At 73.7% G+C, this 22,194-nt stretch carries 19 protein-coding genes; 13 read left to right on the forward strand and 6 right to left on the reverse strand.

Features of this window, described 5'->3' with window-relative positions:
• Positions 1 to 10: 10 nt before the first annotated feature.
• Entirely contained in the window at positions 11 to 1,621 is a 1,611-nt protein-coding gene (locus AC0HI0_RS09345; RefSeq protein ID WP_480931890.1) for a S8 family serine peptidase, read from the forward strand.
• An 85-nt stretch (positions 1,622 to 1,706) separates the two neighbouring features.
• Here AC0HI0_RS09345 and AC0HI0_RS09350 read toward each other — a convergent pair whose 3' ends face one another.
• Positions 1,707 to 2,525, reverse strand: a complete 819-nt coding sequence (locus AC0HI0_RS09350) for a tyrosinase family protein (protein ID WP_480931891.1) — start codon at positions 2,523 to 2,525, stop codon at positions 1,707 to 1,709.
• A gap of 25 nt (positions 2,526 to 2,550) precedes the next feature.
• Positions 2,551 to 2,940, reverse strand: coding sequence for a tyrosinase family oxidase copper chaperone (locus AC0HI0_RS09355; protein ID WP_480931892.1), 390 nt, complete (start codon positions 2,938 to 2,940; stop codon positions 2,551 to 2,553).
• Between the two features lie 889 nt (positions 2,941 to 3,829).
• On the opposite strand from AC0HI0_RS09355, the gene AC0HI0_RS09360 reads away from it, so the two are divergent.
• The 3 genes from AC0HI0_RS09360 (at position 3,830) to AC0HI0_RS09370 (ending at position 5,838) form a co-directional block, all read left to right on the forward strand.
• Positions 3,830 to 4,204, forward strand: a complete 375-nt coding sequence (locus AC0HI0_RS09360) for a hypothetical protein (RefSeq protein ID WP_480931893.1) — start codon at positions 3,830 to 3,832, stop codon at positions 4,202 to 4,204.
• Positions 4,205 to 4,290: 86 nt separating this feature from the next.
• Complete coding sequence (locus tag AC0HI0_RS09365; RefSeq protein ID WP_480931894.1) at positions 4,291 to 4,671, forward strand: hypothetical protein; 381 nt, start codon at positions 4,291 to 4,293, stop codon at positions 4,669 to 4,671.
• Between the two features lie 174 nt (positions 4,672 to 4,845).
• A complete protein-coding gene (locus AC0HI0_RS09370; protein ID WP_480934273.1) occupies positions 4,846 to 5,838 on the forward strand; it encodes a glutathione S-transferase family protein in 993 nt (330 codons plus the stop codon).
• Between the two features lie 27 nt (positions 5,839 to 5,865).
• On the opposite strand, the gene AC0HI0_RS09375 is transcribed toward AC0HI0_RS09370, so the two are convergent.
• Both AC0HI0_RS09375 and AC0HI0_RS09380 read right to left on the reverse strand, forming a co-directional pair.
• Complete coding sequence (locus AC0HI0_RS09375) at positions 5,866 to 6,255, reverse strand: hypothetical protein (protein WP_480931895.1); 390 nt, start codon at positions 6,253 to 6,255, stop codon at positions 5,866 to 5,868.
• Between the two features lie 9 nt (positions 6,256 to 6,264).
• Positions 6,265 to 8,991: a tetratricopeptide repeat protein gene (locus AC0HI0_RS09380; protein ID WP_480931896.1), complete on the reverse strand. Its 2,727-nt coding sequence runs from the start codon at positions 8,989 to 8,991 to the stop codon at positions 6,265 to 6,267.
• Positions 8,992 to 9,140: 149 nt separating this feature from the next.
• Here AC0HI0_RS09380 and AC0HI0_RS09385 point away from each other — a divergent pair, with 149 nt between their 5' ends.
• Positions 9,141 to 9,533: a hypothetical protein gene (locus AC0HI0_RS09385; protein ID WP_480931897.1), complete on the forward strand. Its 393-nt coding sequence runs from the start codon at positions 9,141 to 9,143 to the stop codon at positions 9,531 to 9,533.
• 6 nt (positions 9,534 to 9,539) lie between these two features.
• Here AC0HI0_RS09385 and AC0HI0_RS09390 read toward each other — a convergent pair whose 3' ends face one another.
• Positions 9,540 to 10,694 carry a hypothetical protein gene (locus AC0HI0_RS09390; RefSeq protein ID WP_480931898.1) on the reverse strand — a complete coding sequence of 385 codons (1,155 nt, stop codon included), beginning with the start codon at positions 10,692 to 10,694 and terminating at the stop codon, positions 9,540 to 9,542.
• Between the two features lie 410 nt (positions 10,695 to 11,104).
• Here AC0HI0_RS09390 and AC0HI0_RS09395 point away from each other — a divergent pair, with 410 nt between their 5' ends.
• Positions 11,105 to 12,484 (forward strand): family 2B encapsulin nanocompartment shell protein, encoded by a 1,380-nt coding sequence (locus AC0HI0_RS09395; RefSeq protein WP_480931899.1) that lies wholly within the window; start codon positions 11,105 to 11,107, stop codon positions 12,482 to 12,484.
• Complete coding sequence (locus tag AC0HI0_RS09400) at positions 12,471 to 13,751, forward strand: SufS family cysteine desulfurase (RefSeq protein ID WP_480931900.1); 1,281 nt, start codon at positions 12,471 to 12,473, stop codon at positions 13,749 to 13,751. Before AC0HI0_RS09395 ends, AC0HI0_RS09400 begins: the two co-directional genes overlap by 14 nt.
• 61 nt (positions 13,752 to 13,812) lie before the next feature.
• On the opposite strand, the gene AC0HI0_RS09405 is transcribed toward AC0HI0_RS09400, so the two are convergent.
• Positions 13,813 to 15,180, reverse strand: a complete 1,368-nt coding sequence (locus AC0HI0_RS09405; protein WP_480931901.1) for an oxygenase MpaB family protein — start codon at positions 15,178 to 15,180, stop codon at positions 13,813 to 13,815.
• 301 nt (positions 15,181 to 15,481) lie between these two features.
• Here AC0HI0_RS09405 and AC0HI0_RS09410 point away from each other — a divergent pair, with 301 nt between their 5' ends.
• The 6 genes from AC0HI0_RS09410 (at position 15,482) to AC0HI0_RS09435 (ending at position 22,124) form a co-directional block, all read left to right on the forward strand.
• Positions 15,482 to 16,330 carry a siderophore-interacting protein gene (locus AC0HI0_RS09410; protein ID WP_480931902.1) on the forward strand — a complete coding sequence of 283 codons (849 nt, stop codon included), beginning with the start codon at positions 15,482 to 15,484 and terminating at the stop codon, positions 16,328 to 16,330.
• A gap of 114 nt (positions 16,331 to 16,444) precedes the next feature.
• A complete protein-coding gene (locus tag AC0HI0_RS09415) occupies positions 16,445 to 18,058 on the forward strand; it encodes an ABC transporter ATP-binding protein (RefSeq protein WP_480931903.1) in 1,614 nt (537 codons plus the stop codon).
• Entirely contained in the window at positions 18,051 to 19,733 is a 1,683-nt protein-coding gene (locus AC0HI0_RS09420; protein WP_480931904.1) for an ABC transporter ATP-binding protein, read from the forward strand. The genes AC0HI0_RS09415 and AC0HI0_RS09420 overlap by 8 nt, the downstream gene beginning before the upstream one ends.
• Positions 19,733 to 20,755: a FecCD family ABC transporter permease gene (locus AC0HI0_RS09425; protein ID WP_480931905.1), complete on the forward strand. Its 1,023-nt coding sequence runs from the start codon at positions 19,733 to 19,735 to the stop codon at positions 20,753 to 20,755. The genes AC0HI0_RS09420 and AC0HI0_RS09425 overlap by 1 nt, the downstream gene beginning before the upstream one ends.
• A 20-nt stretch (positions 20,756 to 20,775) precedes the next feature.
• Positions 20,776 to 21,810 carry a FecCD family ABC transporter permease gene (locus tag AC0HI0_RS09430; protein ID WP_480931906.1) on the forward strand — a complete coding sequence of 345 codons (1,035 nt, stop codon included), beginning with the start codon at positions 20,776 to 20,778 and terminating at the stop codon, positions 21,808 to 21,810.
• Between the two features lie 89 nt (positions 21,811 to 21,899).
• Positions 21,900 to 22,124: an MbtH family protein gene (locus AC0HI0_RS09435; protein ID WP_480931907.1), complete on the forward strand. Its 225-nt coding sequence runs from the start codon at positions 21,900 to 21,902 to the stop codon at positions 22,122 to 22,124.
• Positions 22,125 to 22,194: the final 70 nt, after the last annotated feature.

A 22,194-nucleotide genomic window follows, 5' to 3' on the forward strand; every position in this document is an offset into this window, starting at 1 on the left:
GGGCAGCTCTGTGAGGAAGAAGTCGTTGTCGCTGTTGACCGTCGCGCTCGTGCTGGGCGCCGGGAGCGCGGCGCTGTCCGCGCCCGCCGCCGTCGCGGCACCGGCCGGGCCGGGCGCGGTGCTGGAGGTGAAACTGGCCGCCGGGGCCGGTGTCGCCACCGTGCGCCAGGTGCTGGCCGACCGGCGGATCGCGTCGGTGCAGCCGCTGTTCACCCGGCTCGGCGAACGCCTGGCCGCGCTGCGGCAGGTCGGTGCCCAGGCGGCACCGGGCCTGGAGCGCTGGCAGCGCGTGCGGCTCGCGCCCGGCGTGGACGCCACGGCCGCCGCGCGGGAGCTGACCCGGTCCGGTGGCGTCGAGGTCGCCTACCCGCAGCCGGAGGGCAGCGACACCGTCACGCCGAACTTCTCCGCGCAGCAGGTCTACGCCGACCCGGTGGGCAGCGGCGGCATCGACGCCGACTACGCCCACACCGTCACCGGCGGCAAGGGCGGCAACGTCAAGGTCGTCGACCTGGAGCGGAACTGGAACACCCAGCACGAAGACCTGTCCAAGCTGCGCCTGCCGGGGGCGCTGATCGCCAACGGCACGCCGGACTTCACCCCGTCGAGCATCGACCACGGCTCGGCGGTGACCGGCGTGATCGGCGCGGACGCCAACGGGTTCGGCGTCAGCGGGCTGGTCCCCGAGGCGGGCCTGCACTACACCAACGTGGTCAGCCAGGAGAACGGCTACGACCTCGCCAACGCGATCCTCACCGCCGGCGCGACCGTCGGCGTGGGCGACGTCCTGCTGATCGAGCAGCACGTGACCTACTGCGCGGACTGGGCGCCGATGGAGGTGTGGGACTCGGTGTACGACGCGATCGTCACCGTGGTCCAGTCCGGGCGGCACGTCGTGGAGGCCGGCGGCAACGGCAACCAGAACCTGAACGACCCGTGCTTCGGCGCGCGGTTCCCGGCCGACAAGCCGGACTCGGGCGCGATCATCGTCGGCGCGGGCGCGGCCCCGGGCTGCACCGGCACGCCGCGTTCGAAGCTGGGCTTCTCCAACTACGGCACCAGGGTCGACCTCCAGGGCTGGGGCGAGTGCGTCACCACCACCGGCTACGGCGACCTGCACGGGACCGGCGCGAACGACAAGTACACGGCGTACTTCTCGGGCACGTCCAGCGCCTCGCCGGTCGTGGCGTCCGCGCTGGCGTCGCTGCTCAGCGTGGCCGAGGCGAACGGCGAGACGCTCTCGCCCGCCGAGGCCCGGGAGATCCTGATCGCCACCGGCACCGCGCAGAGCGGCACCCAGCACATCGGGCCGCTGCCGAACCTGCTGACCGCCGTCGGCAACTACCTGGCGAACGTGAACTTCCCGGAGCGGGTCGCCTACCCGGGTCCGCGCCAGGCCACCCGGGGCGTGCCGACCAGCTTCGCGATCCAGGCGTGGGACGGCGACGACGACCCGCTGACCTACTGGGCGACCGGCCTGCCGCCGGGGCTGGCCATCGCGCCGGCGACCGGCGTGGTGTCGGGCACCCCGACCACCGCCGGCACCTACACGGCCACCGTGTACGCCAGCGACGGCTACACCGTGCCGGGTTCGACGACGTTCACCTGGACCGTCTCCTAGCCGGTCGGCCCGATGACCTCGCGGTCGTGGCGACCGCGAGGTCATCGGGTTCAGCGGCGGCCGCTCCCGGGCGGGAGCGCGGCGGTCACTGGTACTGGTAGACGGCGCTGTGGTTGAGCATGTCGTTCGGCGTGGTGGTCCACGGGTCCATCGCCTCGTTGAGGTCCACCACGTTGGCCGTCCCCGAGCCGGGCAGGTAGGTGCCGCCGGGGTGCTGGGCCTGCCACTGCGACCACAGGCGGTCGACGTTGCAGTGGTGCAGCCAGAACACCGGGTCGTTCGGCGAGCCGAAGCCGGCCATCGTGCCGCTGACCCAGTTGTGCACCCGGTTGTGCAGGTTCGGGCCGCGGAAGCCCTCCAGGTAGTTCCGGAAGCTGTTGGTCGACGTGCTGTTCCACGGCGAGGTGTCGTAGGTCGCGAGCCCCAGGACGGACGTCACCTCACTCGCCGAGGGCAGTTGCAGCCCGCCGGAGCCGAAGTTGCGGCGCAGGTAGTTGGCCGAGTCGCTGCGCACGGTCAGCGTCCACTGGCCGGTCGACTGGGCGAACGGGCCGGCGTTGACCCGCCAGTTGCCGGCGGAGGTCCCGTTCGGGCCCATGAAGTCGTTGGCCCACAGGGTGGAGGTGCTGCCGGCGGTCGTCCAGTCCCAGTACGGGATGGTGACCGTCGGGTCGACCTCCTGGAGCGCCTGCTCGAACTCGATCAGGTACCGGCGGTGCCACGGCAGGAACGACGGCGACCGGTGCCCGATCCGCAACGCCCAGTCGCTGTCCCCGTTGGCCCGGTCGATGTGCAGCCGCACGAAAAGGTCGTAGCGCCCGCTCTGCTTGAGCGCGAGCAACGCGTTGACGAAATTCGACCGCTCGGTCGCGGTCAGGTTCTGCTGGTTCTTCCGGATACCCATGATGTCCCCCTGTTCGATTCCCGGATCAACGGCCGTGGTGGGCCAGTTGGGATTCCGGCCGCAGGTCGCCGAGGGTGTCCACGGCGCGCCGGGTGGCGGCCCGGAGGGAATCGAATGACTCGTAGTGGTTCACCGACGACGTGAACGTGCCGTCGCCGTTGCGCATCACGTGCAGCGCGTCGCCGTCCACGGAGGCCTCGCTGCGCGGGTCCTCCGCGTTCTTGACGGCCCACCCCTTGATCCGTCGTCCCTGGTAGACCTCGTCGAACTCCTCCAGGGCCACGGCCTGCGCGCTGGAACCGAACCCGATCAGCCCGGCACCCGCGGCCACCGCGACGCCACCGCCGACCAGCCCGCCGACGATGAATCTCCGCCGGCCGACGACCGGTTCGGCCCGGTCTTTTTCGACATGCATGTCCGTACCACCTGTCTGTGTGGTGAACGCGGCGCGAACAATCCGAAGGGCGGCCTTCACCTCCCCCCGGAAGCGCCGCGGTGCCGACGTTATCAGCGGACATTTCTGTGAAAGAGCCGCCAAACAGGCGACCTGCCAACGGTAAAGTGTGAAACAGGTGGCAGCCGTCACCTTGCCGTCGTCGGGACCTGCGGGTAAAGCCCGGCGGGTCGGCCCGAATCGTTATTCACCGGCAGTTCCGCACGGCTGACGAGCGTGTTTTCTGCCGGTATCGGGTTCGCGTCCGCCGACGTCCGCGCGTGGGCTCCGGTAGAATGCCCACCGCTGTCCGACGGCTGCGGAACCGGTGAGTTCGGAAACGCGCACGGACCGTTTGAAGGTTTTCCGAAACCCTGTCCTTTCGGCTAGCGGCATCGGGCCGAGCCGGTTCTCGCCCGGTGCCGCGCGGCGCTTTCCGGCGGTGTCGAACCGGTGTCGCACGGGCGTGGTCCAGACCGGGGCGGCCGGCCGTGCGGACCCCGGCCGGTGGTGCGATCGGGCCGGTTCTCGGGCCTCTGAACTGCGGTTATCGCAACTGCTGCGGCGTGGCGGCCGTCCGGCCGAGCGTGGTCGGTGCGACGAAGGGCGCAACGAGTACTGCGAAAGCTTTTCGGAAATACTCCGGTTGTGCCCGGCTAAACTGTTACCGCCGTGCGTGACGCAGCTCACATATGCCCCATCGCGGGGACTGTGGCCAGCGCTTTCCGATGGTTTCGCAGTTAATTCCGCAGCGCTTCTTTCACAGTCGACGGAAATGGTCCGCCTAACTCCGGTAATCCGCTGTTAACGTCGGTTCAGGTGCCGCCCCGCGGTACCGGTCCGGTCGAATCCGACATTTGGGAGAGTCGACATGACAAAGCTCGCGCGCGTGCTGGGCGCGGTGGTGACCGCGAGTGCGGCCACCCTCGCGCTCTCCGGGGGTGTCGCGCAGGCCACCCCCAACACGGTCCACCTCTACACCGGCACCGAGGCGCTCTGCCAGAAAATCGGCGACGGCGGCGTGGCCAACGGCGTGTTCGACACCTACGAGTGCAAGAGCGGCTTCGGCGGCTACAGCACGCTGGTCGACCCGAGCAACAGCATGCTGATCGGGCAGCCCGTGTTCACCGACGCCGAGGCCGTCTGCGAGACGGTCGGGCTCAACGGCAAGAACAACGGCGCGTGGAGCGCCTACGGGTGCCAGTTGGGCATCGTCGGCTGGACCCTGCTGGTCGACCGCTGGTGAGACCGGTGGCGGTCCGCGTGCCCGGATCGCCACCCCTCCCGCCGCCATCCCAGGCCGAACCCCGAACAACTTCCGGAGGAATTGACATGAACAGACGAGTGCGCCTTCTCGCGACCCTGCTCGCGGCGTTCGCGGCCGTTTTCACGGTCTCCGTCGGAACCGCCCAGGCCACCCCCGACCCGGACACCTTCCTGTTCTCCGCCCCGCAGGGCCCCTGCGAGACCGCCGGCGGCAACGGCGTGACCGGCGGGGTGTTCGCCGACTACGCGTGCAACCCCCTCTTCGTCGACTACGGCCTGTTCGTGGAGCCCACCTACGGCTCGTTCGACAACGTGTACATCGCCACGTTCGCCGACGAGCCGAAGTGCGAGGCCGCGGGCGACAACGGGGTGACCGGCGGCGTCTGGAGCGATTACCAGTGCGTCGTCGGCACGTTCAGCGGCTACCTGCTGCTGGTCAGCAACTGACCTGCTGACCGCCGCGGCGATCCGCCGCCGGCACCGGCCGCCCGCCCGACCACGTCGGTCGCGGGCGGCTCCCGCGTGCACCGGACCGCCCGGTCGGACTGCGGCCCGCGCGGAACCTCGTAGGCTCGGGGTGTGAGCGAGCACCCGGAGCACAACACAGGCGGCACGTATTCGGTGAAGGGCAAGGAGTTCACCCGCGACTCCCGCTACATCACCACCAGGATCACCGAGGACGGGCGGGACGGCTTCCCGGTCGAGCCCGGCCGGTACCGGCTGGTCGCGGCGCGGGCGTGCCCGTGGGCGAACCGGGCGATCATCGTGCGCAGGCTGCTGGGCCTGGAGGACGCGCTGTCGCTCGGCCTGCCGGGCCCGACGCACGACGCGCGGTCGTGGACCTTCGACCTCGACCCGGGCGGCCGCGACCCGGTGCTGGGCATCGAGCGGCTCCAGGAGGCGTACTTCAAGCGCGACCCGGAGTACCCGCGCGGCATCACCGTGCCCGCGATCGTGGACACCACGACCGGCGCGGTGGTCACCAACGACTTCGCGCAGATCACCCTCGACCTGTCCACCCAGTGGCGGGCGTGGCACCGCGAGGGTGCGCCGGACCTGCTGCCCGCCGCGCACCGCGACGAGATCGACGAGGTGAACCGCCGGGTCTTCACCGAGGTCAACAACGGCGTCTACCGGTGCGGCTTCGCGGGCAGCCAGGAGTCCTACGACGAGGCGTACGACCGGCTGTGGACCGCCCTGGACTGGCTGGAGGAGCGCCTGGCCGACCGCCGCTACCTGGTCGGCGACACGATCACCGAGGCGGACGTCCGGCTGTTCACCACGCTGGTCCGCTTCGACCCGGTCTACCACGGGCACTTCAAGTGCAACCGGAACAAGCTGACCGAGCTGCCGAACCTGTGGGCCTACGCCCGCGACCTGTTCCAGACCCCGGGCTTCGGCGACACGGTCGACTTCGCCCAGATCAAGGAGCACTACTACGTGGTGCACACCGACATCAACCCGACCCGGATCGTGCCCAAGGGCCCGGACCTGTCGGGGTGGGTGACGCCGCACGGCCGCGAGGCGCTGGGCGGGCGGCCCTTCGGCGACGGCACCCCGCCGGGACCGGTCCGCGAGGGCGAGCGCGTGGACCCCGCCCACGGGCCGCGCTGACCGGAAGGGCGGGGGCGCGGTGGCGGGTCAGCCGTTGAGCGCCGCGCGCACCTTCGCGATCACCTCGGCCTCGACCTCGGCCACCTGACCGTCCGCCGCGGCCACCTCGTGGCAGATCGCCTCGACGGCGCCGGGGAAGCCGGCGGCGTCGGCGGGCGACTTCGCGGTCAGGATCTTCAGCGCCGCCGGCAGCGCCTCCAGGACCTGCTCCTCCAGCTCGGCGTCGGAGACCGCCGAGAGGTCCGGGCGGGCCGCGTGCAGCGTGCCGCGCAACTCCGGCGAGAGGTTCGTCAGGGCGCGCAGGCCCGCGTAGCGCTCCTCGATCACGGGGCCGGGGTCGGCGTGCGACACCAGCACCATCACGCCGAACACGGCCTTGCGCAGGGTCCGGCTCTCGGCATCGGTGTAGAAAATCATGCGGTCAGCCTAAAAGACGATCTCGCCGGGCCGTCCCGGTGCCCCGGCCGGGACCGCCGCCGGGTCGCGCCCGGAGGCGAGCGCGCGCAGCACGGCGCTGAGCCGGTCGTGGTCGGCGGTGCGGTGCTGGGTCCGGTAGAGGTCGTGGGCACGGTGCCAGGTGACGGCCGCCAGTTCCACGTCTCCGCCCGCGAGGTGAGTTTCGGCCAGGCGTTCCAGGGTGGACGCCTCGCAGTAGGCGTTGTCCAGTTCCTGGTAGAGCCGCAAGGCCGTCGCGTAGTGCGCCGCCGCGTCGGCGAGGAGGCCGGTGCGCTGCGCGATGCAGCCGAGGCTGTGCAGCGCGGTGGCCTCGCCGTTGCGGTCGTGGTGCTCGCGGAACAGTTCCAGCGCCTGCACGCAGTGCGCGCGGGCGGCGGCGTGATCGTCCAGGAGGGTCTCGAACCAGCCCACGGCGTTGAGCGCCAGCGCCGTCCAGACCGGTTCGCCGGCGGTGCGGAACTGGGCCAGGGACCGGCGCGCGTGCTCCAGCGCCCGCCGGCGGTCGAGGTGCTCCCAGGTCCAGACCAGCACGAAGTGCGCGCGGGCCTGACCCGCCACGTCGCCCGCGCCCACCGCGAGCGCCAGGCCGCGGTCGAGGTGGTCCAGCGCCTCGGCCACCCGGCCGACCTTGGTCAGCGCGTCGCCGTACATGAGGTTCGCGGTCGCCCGGACCGATCGCCCGGCCACCCGGTCGGCGGCGGCCAGCCCCGCCCGCCACACCGCCACGTGGTCCCGGAAGTGGCCCTGCCACCAGTGGAAGGTGTGCATCGACCAGGCGAGCTGCCAGACCGCCGGGTGCCACTCCCGGTCGACCGCCGCCTGCTGCGCCGCGATCAGGCACTCGTGCTCGGCGCCGAACCAGGCCATCGCGGCGGAGCGGTCGGCGGGCCGGACGGGGTGCCAGTCCGGTCCCGGCGGCTCGACCGGGTAGGACGGGCCGGACGGGAACAGCACGCGGTCGGCGTGCCGGGCGGTGTGCCGGAAGAAGTCGACGACGCGGCGCAGCGCGGCCTCGGCGCGGACGGACCGCCGCTCCTGGTCCGCCGCGTAGAGGCGCACCAGGTCGTGCATCCGCCAGCGGCGCGGAACGTGCTGCTGCACCAGGGAGATCCGCTCCAGCGCGCGCAGGGCCGCCGCCGCGCGCCCGACCGGCACGCCCAGCAGCGCGGCGGCGGTGGCCACGCCGACGTCCTCGCCGGGCGCGACGGCGATCAGCCGGAACGCGGTCACCTGCTCGTCGGTCAGCGCGCGGCACGACCAGGACAGCACGGCGGGCAGGCTGGACACCGGCTCGTCGTCGTCCAGCACGCCCAGCCGGGTGGTGGTGTCGCGCAGTTCGCCGGCCAGGTCGGCGAGCGGGAACCCCGGGTGGGCCGCCGCCCGCGCCCCGACGATGCTCAGCGCGAGCGGGAACCCGCCGCAGCGGGCCAGGAGTTCGGCGGTGGCGGCGGGTTCGGCCGCCAGGCGCGGCCCGCCGAGCCGGGCGGTGAGCAGGGCGCGGTCCTCCGGGTCGGCGAGCACGTCCAGCGGCACGAGGGTGGCGCCGTGGCCGGTGACCAGGCCGTCCAGCCGGTTGCGGCTGGTCACCAGCACCACGCAGGTGGGCGTGCCGGGCAGCACCGGGGCGACCTGGTCGGTGTCGCGCACGTTGTCCAGCACGATCACCATCCGCCGGCCCGCGACCAGCGTCCGGTACAGCCCCTGCTGCGCCTCGAACGCGACCGGGATCGACTGCGGCGGCACGCCCAGCGCGTCGAGGAAGCACCGGAGCACGCCCACCGCGGTCAGCTCGTCCCCGGTCGGCGAGAAGCCGCGCAGGTCCACGAACAGCCGGCCGTCCGGGAACCGGTCGAGGTGGCGGTGGCACCAGCGCAGGACCAGCCAGGTCTTGCCGATCCCGCCGGTGCCGTGCACGACGGTGGTGACCGGGGCGGGGTCGGCAGCCGCGCGGTCCACCTCGGCGGTGAGCAGGTCGAGTTCGCGCGTCCGGCCGGTGAACCAGCGCGGGTCGCCGGGGAGTTGGTGCGGCACCGGCACTCCGGTCCGCCGCCCGGTGTCGGGGGGTGCGGTGTCGGGCGGTGCGGTGTCGGGCGGGTACGGGTGGTCGGGCAGGGCGAGCCAGCCGACCGCCGAGGTCTCCTTGACCGACACGCGGGTCGGCCGGAAGGTCGCCGGGCGGGCGTCCGGGCTGTGCCGGACCACCTCCTCGAAGAACCAGTCGGAGGTGATCAGGGCGAGCACGCCCGGCGACGCGGCGAGGGCCTCCCGCAGCGCCGGCGCGTCGACCAGGCGGAACGTCGAGGTGACCGCCGCCGACGTCACGCCGTGCCGGTCGAAGGCGACCTCGCCCGCGTGCAGCGCCAGCCGTAGCCGGAACCGCTCGGGCGCGACCCGACCCCGGTTGTGCTCGCGGATCGCGTCGACCAGCAGCAGCGGCAGGCGCGCCACCAGCGGGGCTTTCGCGACCGACGCGGGCAGCAGCACGACGACACCGTCGCCCCGGTCCTCGTGGTGGCACTCGGACCACACCACTCCGGTCCGCTCCAGCGCGCCGCGCAACGCCCGGTACAGCCCGTCGCGGACGGCGACCTGGTGCGGCGTGGTGCGGGACCGCCGGGAGAACCCCTCCACGTCCACGACGAGCACGGTGCGGTGCACGGCCGCGGCGGGCACCGGGTTCCCCGTCTCGAACGCCATCGGGATCTCCCGCGACAGGGGTGATTCGCGTCACCGTACCGCGCCCGGGAGGGCGCTGACCATCCGCTGCGGCGGTGAGGGCCCGGGGGAGCCCGCCGGAATCCCCCGGATGCCGGGAACGGGTCCGGCGCGGCCGGGGTCCGAGGTCCATGACCTACGACATCGCCGTGTTCGAGTCGGCCGACACCGACGACGACGGGTGGGACGCCTGGTACGCCGACCAGCACGACTACTTCGACGAGCACCCCGAGGCCGACAGCTCGGTGACCTCGCCCCGGCTCCAGGCGTTCTACCGGGAGCTGGCGGTGACCGTCGCCGCCGCCGACCGGCCGGAGGACGGCGACACCAGCGAGGAGTTCGACGAGCTGGTGGACACCGACCCGATGGAGGCGATCTTCACCTTCAGCCCCCGGATCGTCTACGGCGAGCACTCGCACGGCCAGGAGAAGCAGGCCGTCGACCTGTGGCTGGCGCTGGGCGAGAAGCACGGGCTGGCGGTGGCGCTGCTCGGCGAGGGCAACCTGCCGATCCACCGGTTCTGACCGGGGTCACCCCTGGCGGACCGACAGGTAGACCGCGCGGACGGCCAGGGTGCGCTCCACCTCGTCGATGATCGGGGCGAAGAACTGCTGCCGGTGGTCGGCGTCGCTCATCGAGGTGATCGCGAAGTACATGCTGCCGAACGCGGCGAACAGCGTCGCGTTGCGCAGCATGGCGGTCGGGATGGCCGGGAGCAGGGTCGAGTAGTTCGGCGGCGCGCCGATCCACTGCTCCGCGGTCTCCGGCGTCACCACCAGCAGGCCCAGCACCAGGAAGAACGCGAACAGCGCGAGCCCGACCAGGGCCGCCTGCACGAGTTGCCGGGTGGCGAGCATGAGCAGCAGGTTGCGGTTCTGCCGGCCGTTGAGCGGGGTGGCGCGCAGCGGTCCGGCGATCGCGACGCCCGCCAGCGGGGTGCCCGCGCAGGCGGCGCCGAGCCGGTCGGGGCTCAGGTCCTGCTCCACCCGGCCGATCTCGTCGCGCAGCCGCGCGGCGGCGGCCAGCACGGTGATCGCGCCGAACAGCACCACCACGAGGGTGAGCCGCCACCAGGCGAAGTTGTTCATGGCCTGCCACAGCTCGCCGGTGAAGAACAGGAAGAGGGTGACGAACAGCATCGCGGGCAGCGCGCGGCCCAGCAGCTGCACGCTGTTGCGCAGGTCGTACGCGGTGTGCCGGACCGCGCGGCGCAGCAGCCGGCCCAGCCCGTAGGTGGTGGCGAGCAGGGTGCCCGCGAAGACCGCGGCGAAGAAGATCACGAACCCGAGCAGGCCCACCGCGCTGCCGACCGGCGGCGTCACCGTGTCGTCCACGACGAGTTGCAGCAGCGGGACGGCGACCGGCATCACCGCGTAGCCCACGAGGACCGCCACCCGCGCGGGCCGGGAGAACCGGGGCAGCCGGCGGACGAACAGGCGCAGCGCGACCCACGTGGCCACGGTCGCCGCGAGCACGACGGCCAGCAGGTACCAGCGCTGGGCACCGGCCGACTTGAGCGGCACCAGCCACGCGAGGCTCGCCAGCGTCACCAGGCCGAGGGCGGGCAGCATCCGGGGCAGCACGTGGCTGTCGAAGCCGTAGCCCTCGATCATCGTCGGCGTGCCGGCGCGCACGAACCAGTGCTCGGCGGCGCGGGTCCGGGTGCGGTTCGAGGTCGACGGCATGGGCCGATCATCCAACGCGCGCGCCCGCGAGGGGTAATCCGGCGCGGACCGGTGGCCCGGTGTCGCGCCCCGGACACGCCCGGTGGCGGTGGACGGGTTGTTCCGGCCAGTGGGACGGGATCGGCCCGCGGCGATTGTTCACCCGGGCGGGTGGGCGCGGCCCGGACTCTCCCACGACGGGTGAGATGTGCGAGCTGGGCCACCGCCTATCGGATGAGTCCGGGCGCGCGGGTCGGGTCGCGGTCCGCCCGGGGACGCCCACCGGGCACCGGATTCTCCGAGCATCTGTCGCTTGTGGACGGTCGGGGCCGGCGGACGAGTTGCTGCGGCGGTGGATCGGCCCGATGCTGTGTGCCGCCCCGACCACTGGTCGGAAACGGTACCCGGACGCACGAAAGACGGAGCATCCCTTGACGAGTACGGTCGAACCGCGGTTGAGCCTGTCGACCCGCGCGGCGCGGACACTCGCCACAACGACCAAGAGCGTCCCGCAGATGCGCGCCATCTCGCCGCGCTACCTGCTGCGGGCGCTGCCGTGGGTCGATCTCGAAGCCGGTGCCTACCGGGTCAACCAACTCGTCAACTACCGCATCGGTGACGGCCGGATCAGCACCACACCCGGCGACCGCCCGCGCCCGGTCCCCGAAGACCTGCGGGAGCTGTGGTTCCTGCGGGACTGCCCGCCCGCGCAACTGGAAGCCCTCGCTGCGGCGTTCACCTCCGAGACGGTCCCGCCGGGCACGGTGCTCACCGGCGGAACCGCGGCCTCCCGGCTGCACGTCGTGGTCAGCGGCCGGGTCGAGTACCACGGGACCTCGGCGTCCGGGCAGGACGCGCTGACCGGCGTGGCCGGCACCGGGGACTTCTTCGACGCCGACGCCTTCGCGGTGTGCGGCCCGTGGACCGTCGAGGCCCGCACCGCGACGCCGTGCCACCTGCTGGTGCTGGAACGCTCCCGGCTGGCGGAGTTCGCCTCCCGGGACGCCCGGCTCGACGCGCGACTGCGGTCCGGGCCCGGGGAACCCGAGCAGCCCGGCGAGGCGAAGGTGGACCTGGCGGCGGGCCACGACGGGCAACCGCTGCTGCCGCGCACCTTCGTCCAGTACACCGACGACCCGCGCGAGTACGAGTTGAGCGTGGCGCAGACCGTGCTCCAGGTGCACAGCCGGGTGGGCGACCTCTACAACGCCCCGATGAACCAGTACGAGCAGCAGATCCGGTTGACCGTCGAGGCCGCGCGCGAGGCCCAGGAAGCCGAGATGCTGACCAACCGGGACTTCGGCCTGCTGCACAACGTCACGCCCGCGCAGCGCGTGCACACCCGCGGCGGCCCGCCGACCCCCGACGACCTGGACGAGCTGCTCAAGCTGGTCTGGAAGAAACCCGCGTTCTTCCTGGCGCACCCGGCGGCGATCGCCGCGTTCGGCCGCGAGTGCACCCGGCGCGGGGTCCCGCCGCCCGTGCTGGACCTGTTCGGCTGCCCCATGATCACCTGGCGCGGCGTCCCGCTGCTGCCCACCGACAAGATCCCGCTCGGCGGCACGGCGGGCGGCACGACCAGCATCCTGCTGATGCGCGTCGGCGAGGAGCACCAGGGGGTGGTGGGCCTGCGGCCCGCGCACCTGGACAACGAGCGCGAGCCCGGCGTCACGGTCGAGCCGATGGGGGTGGACGGGCGGGGCATCAAGTCGTTCCTGGTGTCGTCCTACTTCTCCGCGGCGGTCCTGGTGGACGACGCGATCGCCGTGCTGGAGAACGTCGAGGTCGGCAACTACCATGACTACCGCTAGGTACTGGCTGGCGCGGCCGGCGGCCGGCGCGCCGCCCGCCCGGGGCACCCCGGACTTCCCGGTCACGGCCACCCGGCGGGACTTCCCGATCCTGCACCGGGAGGTCGACGGGAAACCGCTGGTGTGGTTGGACAACGCGGCCACCACCCAGAAGCCGCTCGCGGTCGTGGAGTCCCTTGTGGACTACTACCTCAACCACAACTCCAACGTGCACCGGGGCGCGCACGCGCTGGCCCGCCGGGCGACCGGGCGCTACGAGGACGCGCGGGCGAAGGTCGCGTCGTTCCTCGGCGCGGGCGGCCCGGAGGAGATCGTGTTCGTGCGCGGCACGACGGAGGCGGTCAACCTCGTCGCCGGGAGCTGGGGCGAGGCGGAGGTCCGGGCGGGCGACGAGATCGTCCTCACCGAGCTGGAGCACCACGCGAACATCGTGCCGTGGCAACAACTCGCGAAGCGCCGGCGGGCGACGCTGAAGGTGGTGCCGATCGACGCGACCGGCGCGCTGGACCTCGACGCGTACCGCGCGCTGCTCAGCCAGCGCACCGCGCTCGTGGCGGTGACCCACGCGTCCAACGTGCTGGGCACCGTCCCGCCGGTGCGGGAGATGACCGCGCTGGCCCACCGGCACGGCGCGCGCGTGCTGGTGGACGGCGCGCAGGCGGTCGGGCACTTCCCGGTGGACGTCCGGGACCTCGACGCCGACTTCTACGTGCTGTCCGGGCACAAGGTGTTCGCGCCCACCGGGATCGGGGTGTTGTACGCCAAGCGGGACGTCCTGGCGTCCATGCGGCCGTGGCAGACCGGGGGGAACATGATCGACCGCGTCACGTTCGACCGGTCGACCTTCGCCGGCCAGCCCCACCGGATGGAGGCCGGCACCGCCGACATCGCCGGGGCGGTGGGCCTCGGGGCGGCCGTGGACTACCTGGGCGGGCTCGGCCGCGCGCGGGTCGAGGACTACGAGCGGCACCTGGCCTGGTACGCGGACCGGGCGCTCGCGCGGGTGCCGGGGCTGCGCCGGTTCGGCGGTGCGCCGGACCGGATCGCGGTGCACTCGTTCCTGGTCGACGGCACCGACCCGGCGGCCCTGGCCAGGCACCTGGACGGGCGTGGGATCGCGGTCCGGGTGGGCCACCACTGCGCCCAGCCCACGCTGGCCGCGCTGGGGGAGGCGGTGACCTTGCGCGCGTCCCTGGCCTTCTACAACACCACCGACGAGGTGGACGCGCTGGTCGCGGCCATCGAGGAGTTCGTGGCCGGGACCTGAGCGCCCGGGTCCGGGCGGTGGTGATCGTGTTCGGCCCGGCCGCCCGGACGGGCCGGCCGGGTCAGACGCGGCCGAACAGCAGGCGGGCGGCGGGCAGGTCGTCGCGGCCGGTCAGGAAGTCGGCGAGGGCGGCGCGGAACTCCTCGGTGCGCAGCGTGCCGTCGCCGTCGCGGTCGAGTTCGCCGAGGGCGGCGACGAGTTCGTGCCGGCGCGGGCTCTCGGCGAGCAGGCGGGCGTACTCGGCCGCGCCGACCTGGCCGTCCCCGTTGCGGTCGATCAGCAGGCAGACGACGTCGGCGACCCGGCCGTAGCCGGTGGCCGGGTCCGGCGGGCCGGGGTAGCGGCCGTCGGCCAGCGCGGCGCGGTAGGCGGTGGCGGACACCGAGCCGTCCTCCGGGGTGCCGGTGGCCGCGAGCAGTTGGCCCCACCACGACCCGAAGGCGTCGTGCACGGCGTCCTCGTCGTGCTCGTCGAGGTCGAGGTGGGTGCTCAGCTCGCGGGCCATGCCGAGCAGGTCCGGCCACCGCAGCACGCCGTCGCCGCTCTGGTCGAGGATGGTGGTGAAGAACTCCTCGGGCGAGGTCTCCGGGCGGGCGCGGACCTCGCCGGTGGCCCGGATCGCGGCCGACGCGTAGGGCAGGTAGCGCCACGGCTTGGGCACCAGGTCCATCACCGTCCGGACGGCGCGGTGCACGCCGGAGACGACCAGACCGGCGCCGGGCGGCGTCGTCAACCGCAGCCGGTGCCGGTACACCTCGGGCAGCGTCGCCTGGGTGGCCTGGACGGCGGCGGAGACCACGAGGTGGCGCAGCGGGTGCCACACCAGGTCCGGCAGCGGCAGCCCGCCCGGGACGGGGATCCGGAAGATGCTGCCCGACAGCAGGTCCCGCACGGTGCCGTTGTCCTCCAGCACCTCGGCGACCATCCGGTCGAAGTAGCCGCGGAACTCCTCCAGCGTGGCGGGCTGGTCGGTCTCGGACAGCCCGAACAGCCGGCCCAGCGCGCACCACTCGGCGTAGAACCGCCGGCTCTCCTGCGCGTCGAGCGCGTCGCCGCCCAGTTCGTGCAGGGTGAGCACGGCCTCGAACAAGGTCAGGTGCACCCACGCGCGGGCGGCGGTGTCGGTCGCGGTGAACGGGCGGCCGTGCGGGTCCGAGCCGCGCATCCGGCGGTGCAGCCGCTCCAGCCGGGCGAGTTCGCGGCGGCGCTCCGCGGCGGTGCCGTAGACGTAGGTCTGGAGGCTCTCCAGCGTGCGCAGGTAGCGCCGCCACGGCCGGGCCGCGTAGACCGAGAACTGGCTCACCGCCGCGCCGATCTGCGGGTGCGCGGCCTGGAGCACCAGCGTGCGGTGGGTCACCAGCAGGAACCGCCACTGGCCGAGGCGGTCCCAGGTGGCGGAGCCCGGTCCGAGCACGTCCTGGGCGGTCATGCGGGGGTACCTCCGGAAGGGCCGGTCGGGGATCGGGCTGTGCGCATGATCGGGGCCGGCCGGAGTGAGCGGCAAGGCCCCGACCGCGTACACCACCGTCACGCACAGCGACTCCGGCCGGCGCTCGTCCACAGTGGACGGACGGTGCGCGGAGGCCGGCGGTGGTCGTCCGGGTGGTCCGGGGGGTGGTCGCGGCCACTTCGGTGTGCCGCGAAACGGGACATGAAGGTTAGGCTACCCTTCATGATCGGGTGTGACGCGTCGTGCGACGCCCGTGACCGAGGAGAGGCGGGTAGTGCGGATGTCTGTCACCACGACCGAGGCGGAGGTCGAACCGTTCCGGCACTTCGACGCCGAAGTGCTGGCGGTCCGGCCGGTCGGCGCCAGCCTGGTGCGGGTCACGTTCGGCGGGGAGGGGCTGCGCGACATCACGACCAGCGGCCCCGACCAGCGGATCAAGGTGTTCCTGCCGCGCGCGGGCGAGGTCGTCCCGGACGTGCCCACCGGCCCGGACTGGTACGCCCGCTACCGCGAGCTGTCCCAGGCCGAGCGGCCGGTCATGCGGACCTACACGATCCGCGCGGCCCGCGACGGCGAGGTGGACGTGGACTTCGTCCGGCACGGCGACGTCGGGCCCGCCACGCGCTGGGCCGGCGTCGTGACCCCGGGCGACCGGGCGATCCTGCTGGCCCCCGACCGGCGCTACGCCGGCTACCGGGACGGCGAGCGGATCGGCGCGGACTACGCGCCGCCGGCCGACGCGCGGTGGCAGGTCGTCGTCGGTGACGAGACCGCGCTGCCGGCGATCTCGGGCATCGTCGAGGCGCTGCCCGCCGACGCCTTCGCGCAGGTGTTCCTGGAGGTGCCCGCCGAGGGCGACCGGGTGGACTGGGCGCTGCCCGCCGGGGTCTCGGTGACCTGGCTGGTGCGCGGCGCGGCCGGCGTGCCCGCGCTCGCCGAGGCCGTGCGCGCGGCGGTGCTCCCGGACGGTCCCGGCTACGCCTGGCTGGCCGGCGAGTCGAGCCTGGTCCGCGACCTGCGCCGGCACTTCGTCGGCGACCGGGGGCTGGACCGCAAGCGGGTCTACTTCGGCGGCTACTGGCGGCGGGGCAAGTCCGAGGACGCCCCGGACGAGCCGGTCGAGGACTGACCGCCGGGTACGGCACGACCGAGTACAGGGGGGACGATGGCGCAGCCGTGGACTCGACGCGGTCGCGGGGCGACGGGGCTGTTGGCCGCCTGCTTATGCGGGCAGTGGAGGCGGGTGGCCGCCGCGACGGCGGGCGGGCTGGTGTTCCAGCTCGCGTCGGTCGCCTTCCCCTGGTGGGTGCAGCTCACCATCGACCGGGGCATCGTCCCCGGCGACCACGCGGCGACGGCGACGTGGGCGCTGGTCGTCGTGGTCACCTCGGCCGTGCTGGTCGCCGGCCTCGCCCTGATGCAGTGGCAGATCACGCTCGCCGCGGTGACCGCCGCGAACGACCTGCGCGGCGCGCTGGTCGACCGGACCGCCCGGCTGGACCGCCGCACCCTGGACCGCTTCGGCCGGGGCGACCTGGCCGCGCGCGGCACGCGGGACGTCGAGTTCGTGCACGACTGGCTGGCCGGCGTCTCCTCGATGGCGACCGGCGTGGTCGGGTTCGTGGTGATCCTGGTGCTGGTCGGCGTGCAGGACGGCCTGCTGGCGGTGATCGGCCTGGCCACCGTGCCGCTGCTGGTGGTGCTCAACCTGGTGCTCCCGGTGCGGTTCGCCCGCGCCAACGGCCGGCTGTCCGCCGCGCACGGCCGCCGCGCGGACACCGTCGAGGAGCTGATCGGCTCCGGGCTCGCGATCCGGGGCGTCGGCGCGGCCGGGCCGCTGCTGGACCGGCACGCCGGGCACAGCGCGGCGGTGACCGGCGAGACCGCCGCCACCGCGAAGGTGGCCGCCACCTGGGCGGCGAGCGGGCCGTTCGTGCCCGGCGCGGCGACCGCGGTGGGCCTGTTCGCGGGCGGCCAGGCGGTGATCGCCGGGTCGCTGACGGTCGGCGGGCTGGTCGCGTTCACCGGCTGGATGACCATGCTGGGCACCTGGGTGGGCGTGATCACCCAGCGGTTCTCCCAGCTCGGCGAGGCGCTGGTGGCGGCCCGCCGGATCGACGAGGTGCTGGCCGCCGAGCCCGCCCTGCCCGAACCCGCGCACCCGGTCGTGCCGCCCGAGCGGGCCGAGCTGACCGCCGTGGGCGTCGAGGTGCGCGGCGCGGTCGGCCCGGTCGACCTGGTGGTGGCGCCCGGCGAGTTCGTCGCGGTGACCGGGCCGCTGGGCTCGGGCAAGTCGACCCTGCTCCGCCTGCTGACCCGCCAGGACGACCCGGACGTGGGCGCGGTGCGGCTCGGCGGGGTCGACCTGCGGCACGCCGCGACGGCCGTCGTGCGCCGCCGGCTGGTGCTCGTGCCGCAGCGGCCCGACCTGCTCTCCGGCACGATCGCCGACAACCTGCGCCTGGGCCGGCCGGAGCTGACCGCCGACGACCTGCGCGCGGCGTGCGCGGCGGTCGCGCTGGACGAGCACGTCGCGGGACTGCCGGAGGGCTACCGGACCCCGGTCGGCGAGGGCGGCGCGACGCTGTCCGGCGGCCAGGTGCAGCGGCTCGCGCTGGCCCGCGCCCTGCTGCACGGCGCGGACGTGCTCGCGCTGGACGACGTGACCTCGGCGATGGACCAGGACACCGAACGCCGTGTGGTGGCCGGGCTGCGCGCCTGGCTGGCGGCCGGCGGCGGCACGCGGTCGATCGTGTTCGCCGGGCACCGCGCGGCGGTCGCCGACGCGGCGGACCGGGTCGTGGAACTGCCCGCCCCGCTCGGCGCGGCCGACCGGACGGTGGTGTCCGGTGGCTGAGCCGCTGGCCGACCGCCCGGCGCAGTCGCGGGTGCTGCGCCGCGCGTGGCCCCACCTGCGACCGCACCGCCGGCAGCTCGCGGCGGCCGTGCTGCTGTCGTTCGCGGCGACCCTGGTGGTGACGGCGTTCCCGCCGGTCGTCGGGTGGGCCGTGGAGCGGGTCGTGGCCCGCGACGCCGAGGGGCTCTACCGGGCGGCGGGTGTGTTCGCGCTGCTGGTCGTCGCCCGCGTGGTGCTGCTGCGGACCGCCGAGGTCCGGTTGGCCCGCGCGGGGGAGCGGGTGATCGCGTCGTTGCGCGACCTGGCCGCGCACCGGATCGCCGTCGCGCCGTTGCGGTTCCTGGAGGCCCAGCGGTCCGGCGACCTGCTGCGGCGCAGCACCACCGAGATCGCCGAGCTGGCCACGTTCGTCCGCGCCGACCTGCCCGACCTGCTCGCGGTCTCCGCCTACCTCGTGTTCGCCACGGCCGTGCTGCTGTACTACTCGTGGCAGCTCACCCTGGTGCTGGTGCTGGTGTTCCTGCCGCTGGCCGTGCTGGTGATGCGCTGGTTCCAGCGCGGTGCGCGGGTGGCGTTCGCGGACGAGGCGGCGGCCAAGTCGGCGATCGCCGCGCTGTACAAGGAAGGCGTGCAGGCCCGTGAGCTGATCGCCGCGCGTGGCGCGGAAGCCGAGTGGCGGGCGCGGTTCGACCGGGACGCCGCGCGGCTGCGCCGGACCACGCTGCGCTCGGAGTTCGTGGTGCTGCGGACCAGCGGCGTGACGTTGGCGCAGGGCGTGGCCGACGCGACGGTCCTGGTGCTGGGCGGCGGCGTGCTGTTCGCCCTGGACCTCCCGCTGAGCACGGTGGCGGTGTTCGTGCTGGCGATGCGCCAGCTGTTCGAGTCGACCAACCAGCTGACCACGCTGATCAGCGGCCTGCAGACCTCGCGGGTGGGCCTGGCCCGGCTGCTGGACCTGCTGGACCGCAGCGCGCCGCCGGCCGTGCCGCCGGGGCGGGTCGCGGTGCCCCGGCACGGCGGCCTGGAGGTCTCCGGGGTCGGCTTCTCCTACGTGGACGGGGTTCCCGTGCTCTCGGACGTGTCGTGCGCGTTCCCGCCGGGCTCGCGGACCGGGCTGGTCGGCCCGACCGGGTCCGGCAAGACGACCCTCGCGAAGGTGCTGTGCGGGCTCTACCCGGTCGACCGGGGCGCGGTCCGGTTCGCCGGGGTGCCGCTCGCGCGGCTCCACCCGGACGACCTGCGCGCGCGGATCGTGCTGATCCCGCAACGGGTCCACCTGGTGACCGGCACGCTGCGGGACAACCTGCGGCTGGTGCCGGACCCGCCCGACGACGAGCGGATCGACCGGGCGCTGTCCGACCTGGGCCTGCGGGACTGGGTGCGCGGCCTGCCCGCCGGCCTGGACACCGAGGTCGGCGACGGCCGGGACACGCTGTCGGCCGGCGGCCGGCAGCTGGTCGGCCTGGTCCGGGCGGCGCTGGTGGACCCGGCGGTGCTGGTGCTCGACGAGGTGACCGCCGACGTCGACCCGGTGACCGGCGACCGGGTGGAACGCGCGCTGGACCGCCTGCACGAAGGCCGGACGCTGATCGTGATCGCGCACCGCCGGTCGACCATCGACCGGTTGCCGCGCGTGGTCCGGCTGTCCGCCGGTCGCGTCGCCGAGGGGGTGTGATGGCCGAGGTCGCCCCGGTGCGGACGAGGCTCCCGGCGCGGGCCGGCGGTCTGGTGGCCGTGCTCGCGGTGCTGCTGGGCACGGTGCTGCTCAGCGTCGCGGTCGGCTCCAAGCACGTGCCGATCGACGTGGTGTGGGACGCGCTGTTCGGCTACGACGGCTCCTACGACGCGAACCTGGTGTGGGACCAGCGGATGCCGCGCACCCTGCTGGGTGTGGTGGTGGGCGCCGGGCTCGGCCTGGCGGGCACCCTGATGCAGGCGTTGACCCGCAACCCGTTGGCCGACCCCGGGTTGCTCGGCGTGAACGCGGGCGCGTCGGTCGCGGTCGTGGTGGCCGTGGCGGCGTTCGGCATCACCTCCCTCTACGGCTACGTGTGGTTCGCGCTGATCGGGGCGGCGGGGGCGAGCTTCATCGTCTACGCGCTGGGCTCGGCCGGGCGCAGCGAGGCGACCCCGATCCGGCTGGCCCTGGCGGGCACGGTGGTGACCGCCGTGCTGACCGGCGTGATCACCGCGTTCACCACCACCAACGCCAAGACCTGGCAGCTCATGCGGTTCTGGACGATCGGCTCGCTGGTCAACCGCGGCTACGACGTCGTGTGGGAGGTGCTGCCGTTCCTGACCATCGGCGTGCTGCTCGCGCTGTCGGTGACCGGCGCGCTCAACGCGCTGACCCTGGGCGACGAGGTGGGCCGGGCGCTGGGCGCGAACGCCAACCGGGTCCGGCTGACCACCGCGCTGGCGATCGTGCTGCTGTGCGGCGGCGCGACGGCGGCGGCCGGGCCGATCGCGTTCGTCGGGCTGGCCGTGCCGCACGCGGTGCGCGCGCTGATCGGCGTCGACTACCGCTGGGTGGCCCCGTACTCGATGCTGGTGGCACCGGTGCTGCTGCTGGGCTCCGACGTGCTCGGCCGGGTGGTGCTGCCGACCGGCGAGCTGGAGGCCGGCGTGGTGACCGCCGTCGTCGGCGCTCCGCTGTTCATCCACCTCGTGCGCGGAAAGCGATTGGCGAAGCTGTGACACCACGGACCGCGTCGACGGTGAACCTGAGGGCCGGCGGCGGGCGGATCGCCCTGCGGGTGCGCCGGCGGACCCTGCTCGTGGTGGCGGCGCTCGTGCTGCTGTGCCTGGGGGTCGCGCTGCTGGGCCTGCTCGCCGGCCAGTTCCCGATCTCGGTGGGGGAGGTCTTCCGCGCGCTCGGCGGCAGCGGGACGTTGCAGCAGCGGTACTTCGTCAACGACGTGCGGTTGCCCCGGGTGCTGGTGGCGCTGCTGGTGGGCGCGGCACTGGGGGTCGGCGGCGCGATCTTCCAGAGCCTGACCGGCAACCCGTTGGGCAGCCCGGACATCATCGGGTTCAACTCGGGCGCGGCGGCCGGCGCGCTGGTGTTCATGCTGCTGCTCAAGGACAGCGGCCTGGTGGCGACGGCGACCGGCGCGGTCGGCGGCGGCGCGCTGGTGGCGGTGCTGGTCTACGTGCTGGCGTACAAGGACGGCGTGCGCGGCTACCGGCTGATCCTGGTGGGGGTGGGGGTCAACGCGCTGCTCGGCGCGGGCATCGCCTACCTGCTCAGCCGGGCCGAGCTGACCGATTCGCAGAACGCCCAGGTGTGGATGGTGGGCAGCCTCAACGGCCGGGACTGGGAGCACGTCTGGACGCTGGTCGTGGTGCTGGCCCTCGTGCTGCCCGCGTCGTTCGCCCTGAGCGGGCCGCTGCTGACCTTGGAGCTGGGTCCGGAGACGGCGTCCGCGCTGGGCGTCCCGGTGGACGCGGTGCGCCGCTGGGCGATCGTGCTGGCGGTGCTGCTCAGCGCGGTGGCGATCGTGACGGCGGGCCCGATCTCGTTCGTGGCGCTGGCCGCGCCGCAGATCGCGAAGCGGCTGGCGGGCTCGGCCGGGCCGTCGCTGGTCGTCTCGGCGCTGACCGGCGGGTGCCTGCTGGTCGCGGCGGACCTGGTGGCGCAGCGGCTGATCCCGGGCACGCAGGTGCCGGTGGGCGTGACGACGTTGGTGATCGGCGGGCTCTACCTGGGGTGGCTGCTGGTGGGCGAGGCCCGACGGGGTAACCCGGCGTAGTTGGTAGTGCGTCCTCCGTCACTTGTTCGGTCCATAGGCTCAACCGGTTGGTTAGGTTAGCCTCGCCTAAGAGCTACGGAGGGGCCCTGATGACCAACCCGTTCGACGACGAGAACGGCACTTTCCTGGTGCTGGTGAACGACGAGAACCAGCACTCCCTGTGGCCGGCCTTCGCCGAGGTGCCCGCCGGCTGGACCGTCGTGAAGACCGAGTCCTCCCGGCGGGAGTGCCTGGACTACATCGAGCAGAACTGGACCGACCTGCGGCCGGCGAGCCTGCTGCGGGCGGGCGCGGACCAGGCCGACAACCGTTGAGCGGTCAGGAGAACCGCCCGGGGCCCGATCGACTGGGGCCCGATCGACTGGGGCCCGACCGACTGGGGCC

Source organism: Saccharothrix sp. NBAS 001 (assembly GCF_056640475.1).

Coding starts and splice junctions, on each gene's coding strand:
- AC0HI0_RS09350 (WP_480931891.1), bottom strand. CDS start 2,525: ATGGGTATCCGGAAGAACCAGCAGAACCTGACCGCGACCGAGCGGTCG.
- AC0HI0_RS09355 (WP_480931892.1), bottom strand. CDS start 2,940: ATGCATGTCGAAAAAGACCGGGCCGAACCGGTCGTCGGCCGGCGGAGA.
- AC0HI0_RS09360 (WP_480931893.1), top strand. CDS start 3,830: ATGACAAAGCTCGCGCGCGTGCTGGGCGCGGTGGTGACCGCGAGTGCG.
- AC0HI0_RS09365 (WP_480931894.1), top strand. CDS start 4,291: ATGAACAGACGAGTGCGCCTTCTCGCGACCCTGCTCGCGGCGTTCGCG.
- AC0HI0_RS09375 (WP_480931895.1), bottom strand. CDS start 6,255: ATGATTTTCTACACCGATGCCGAGAGCCGGACCCTGCGCAAGGCCGTG.
- AC0HI0_RS09380 (WP_480931896.1), bottom strand. CDS start 8,991: ATGGCGTTCGAGACGGGGAACCCGGTGCCCGCCGCGGCCGTGCACCGC.
- AC0HI0_RS09385 (WP_480931897.1), top strand. CDS start 9,141: ATGACCTACGACATCGCCGTGTTCGAGTCGGCCGACACCGACGACGAC.
- AC0HI0_RS09390 (WP_480931898.1), bottom strand. CDS start 10,694: ATGCCGTCGACCTCGAACCGCACCCGGACCCGCGCCGCCGAGCACTGG.
- AC0HI0_RS09400 (WP_480931900.1), top strand. CDS start 12,471: ATGACTACCGCTAGGTACTGGCTGGCGCGGCCGGCGGCCGGCGCGCCG.
- AC0HI0_RS09405 (WP_480931901.1), bottom strand. CDS start 15,180: ATGACCGCCCAGGACGTGCTCGGACCGGGCTCCGCCACCTGGGACCGC.
- AC0HI0_RS09410 (WP_480931902.1), top strand. CDS start 15,482: ATGTCTGTCACCACGACCGAGGCGGAGGTCGAACCGTTCCGGCACTTC.
- AC0HI0_RS09425 (WP_480931905.1), top strand. CDS start 19,733: ATGGCCGAGGTCGCCCCGGTGCGGACGAGGCTCCCGGCGCGGGCCGGC.
- AC0HI0_RS09435 (WP_480931907.1), top strand. CDS start 21,900: ATGACCAACCCGTTCGACGACGAGAACGGCACTTTCCTGGTGCTGGTG.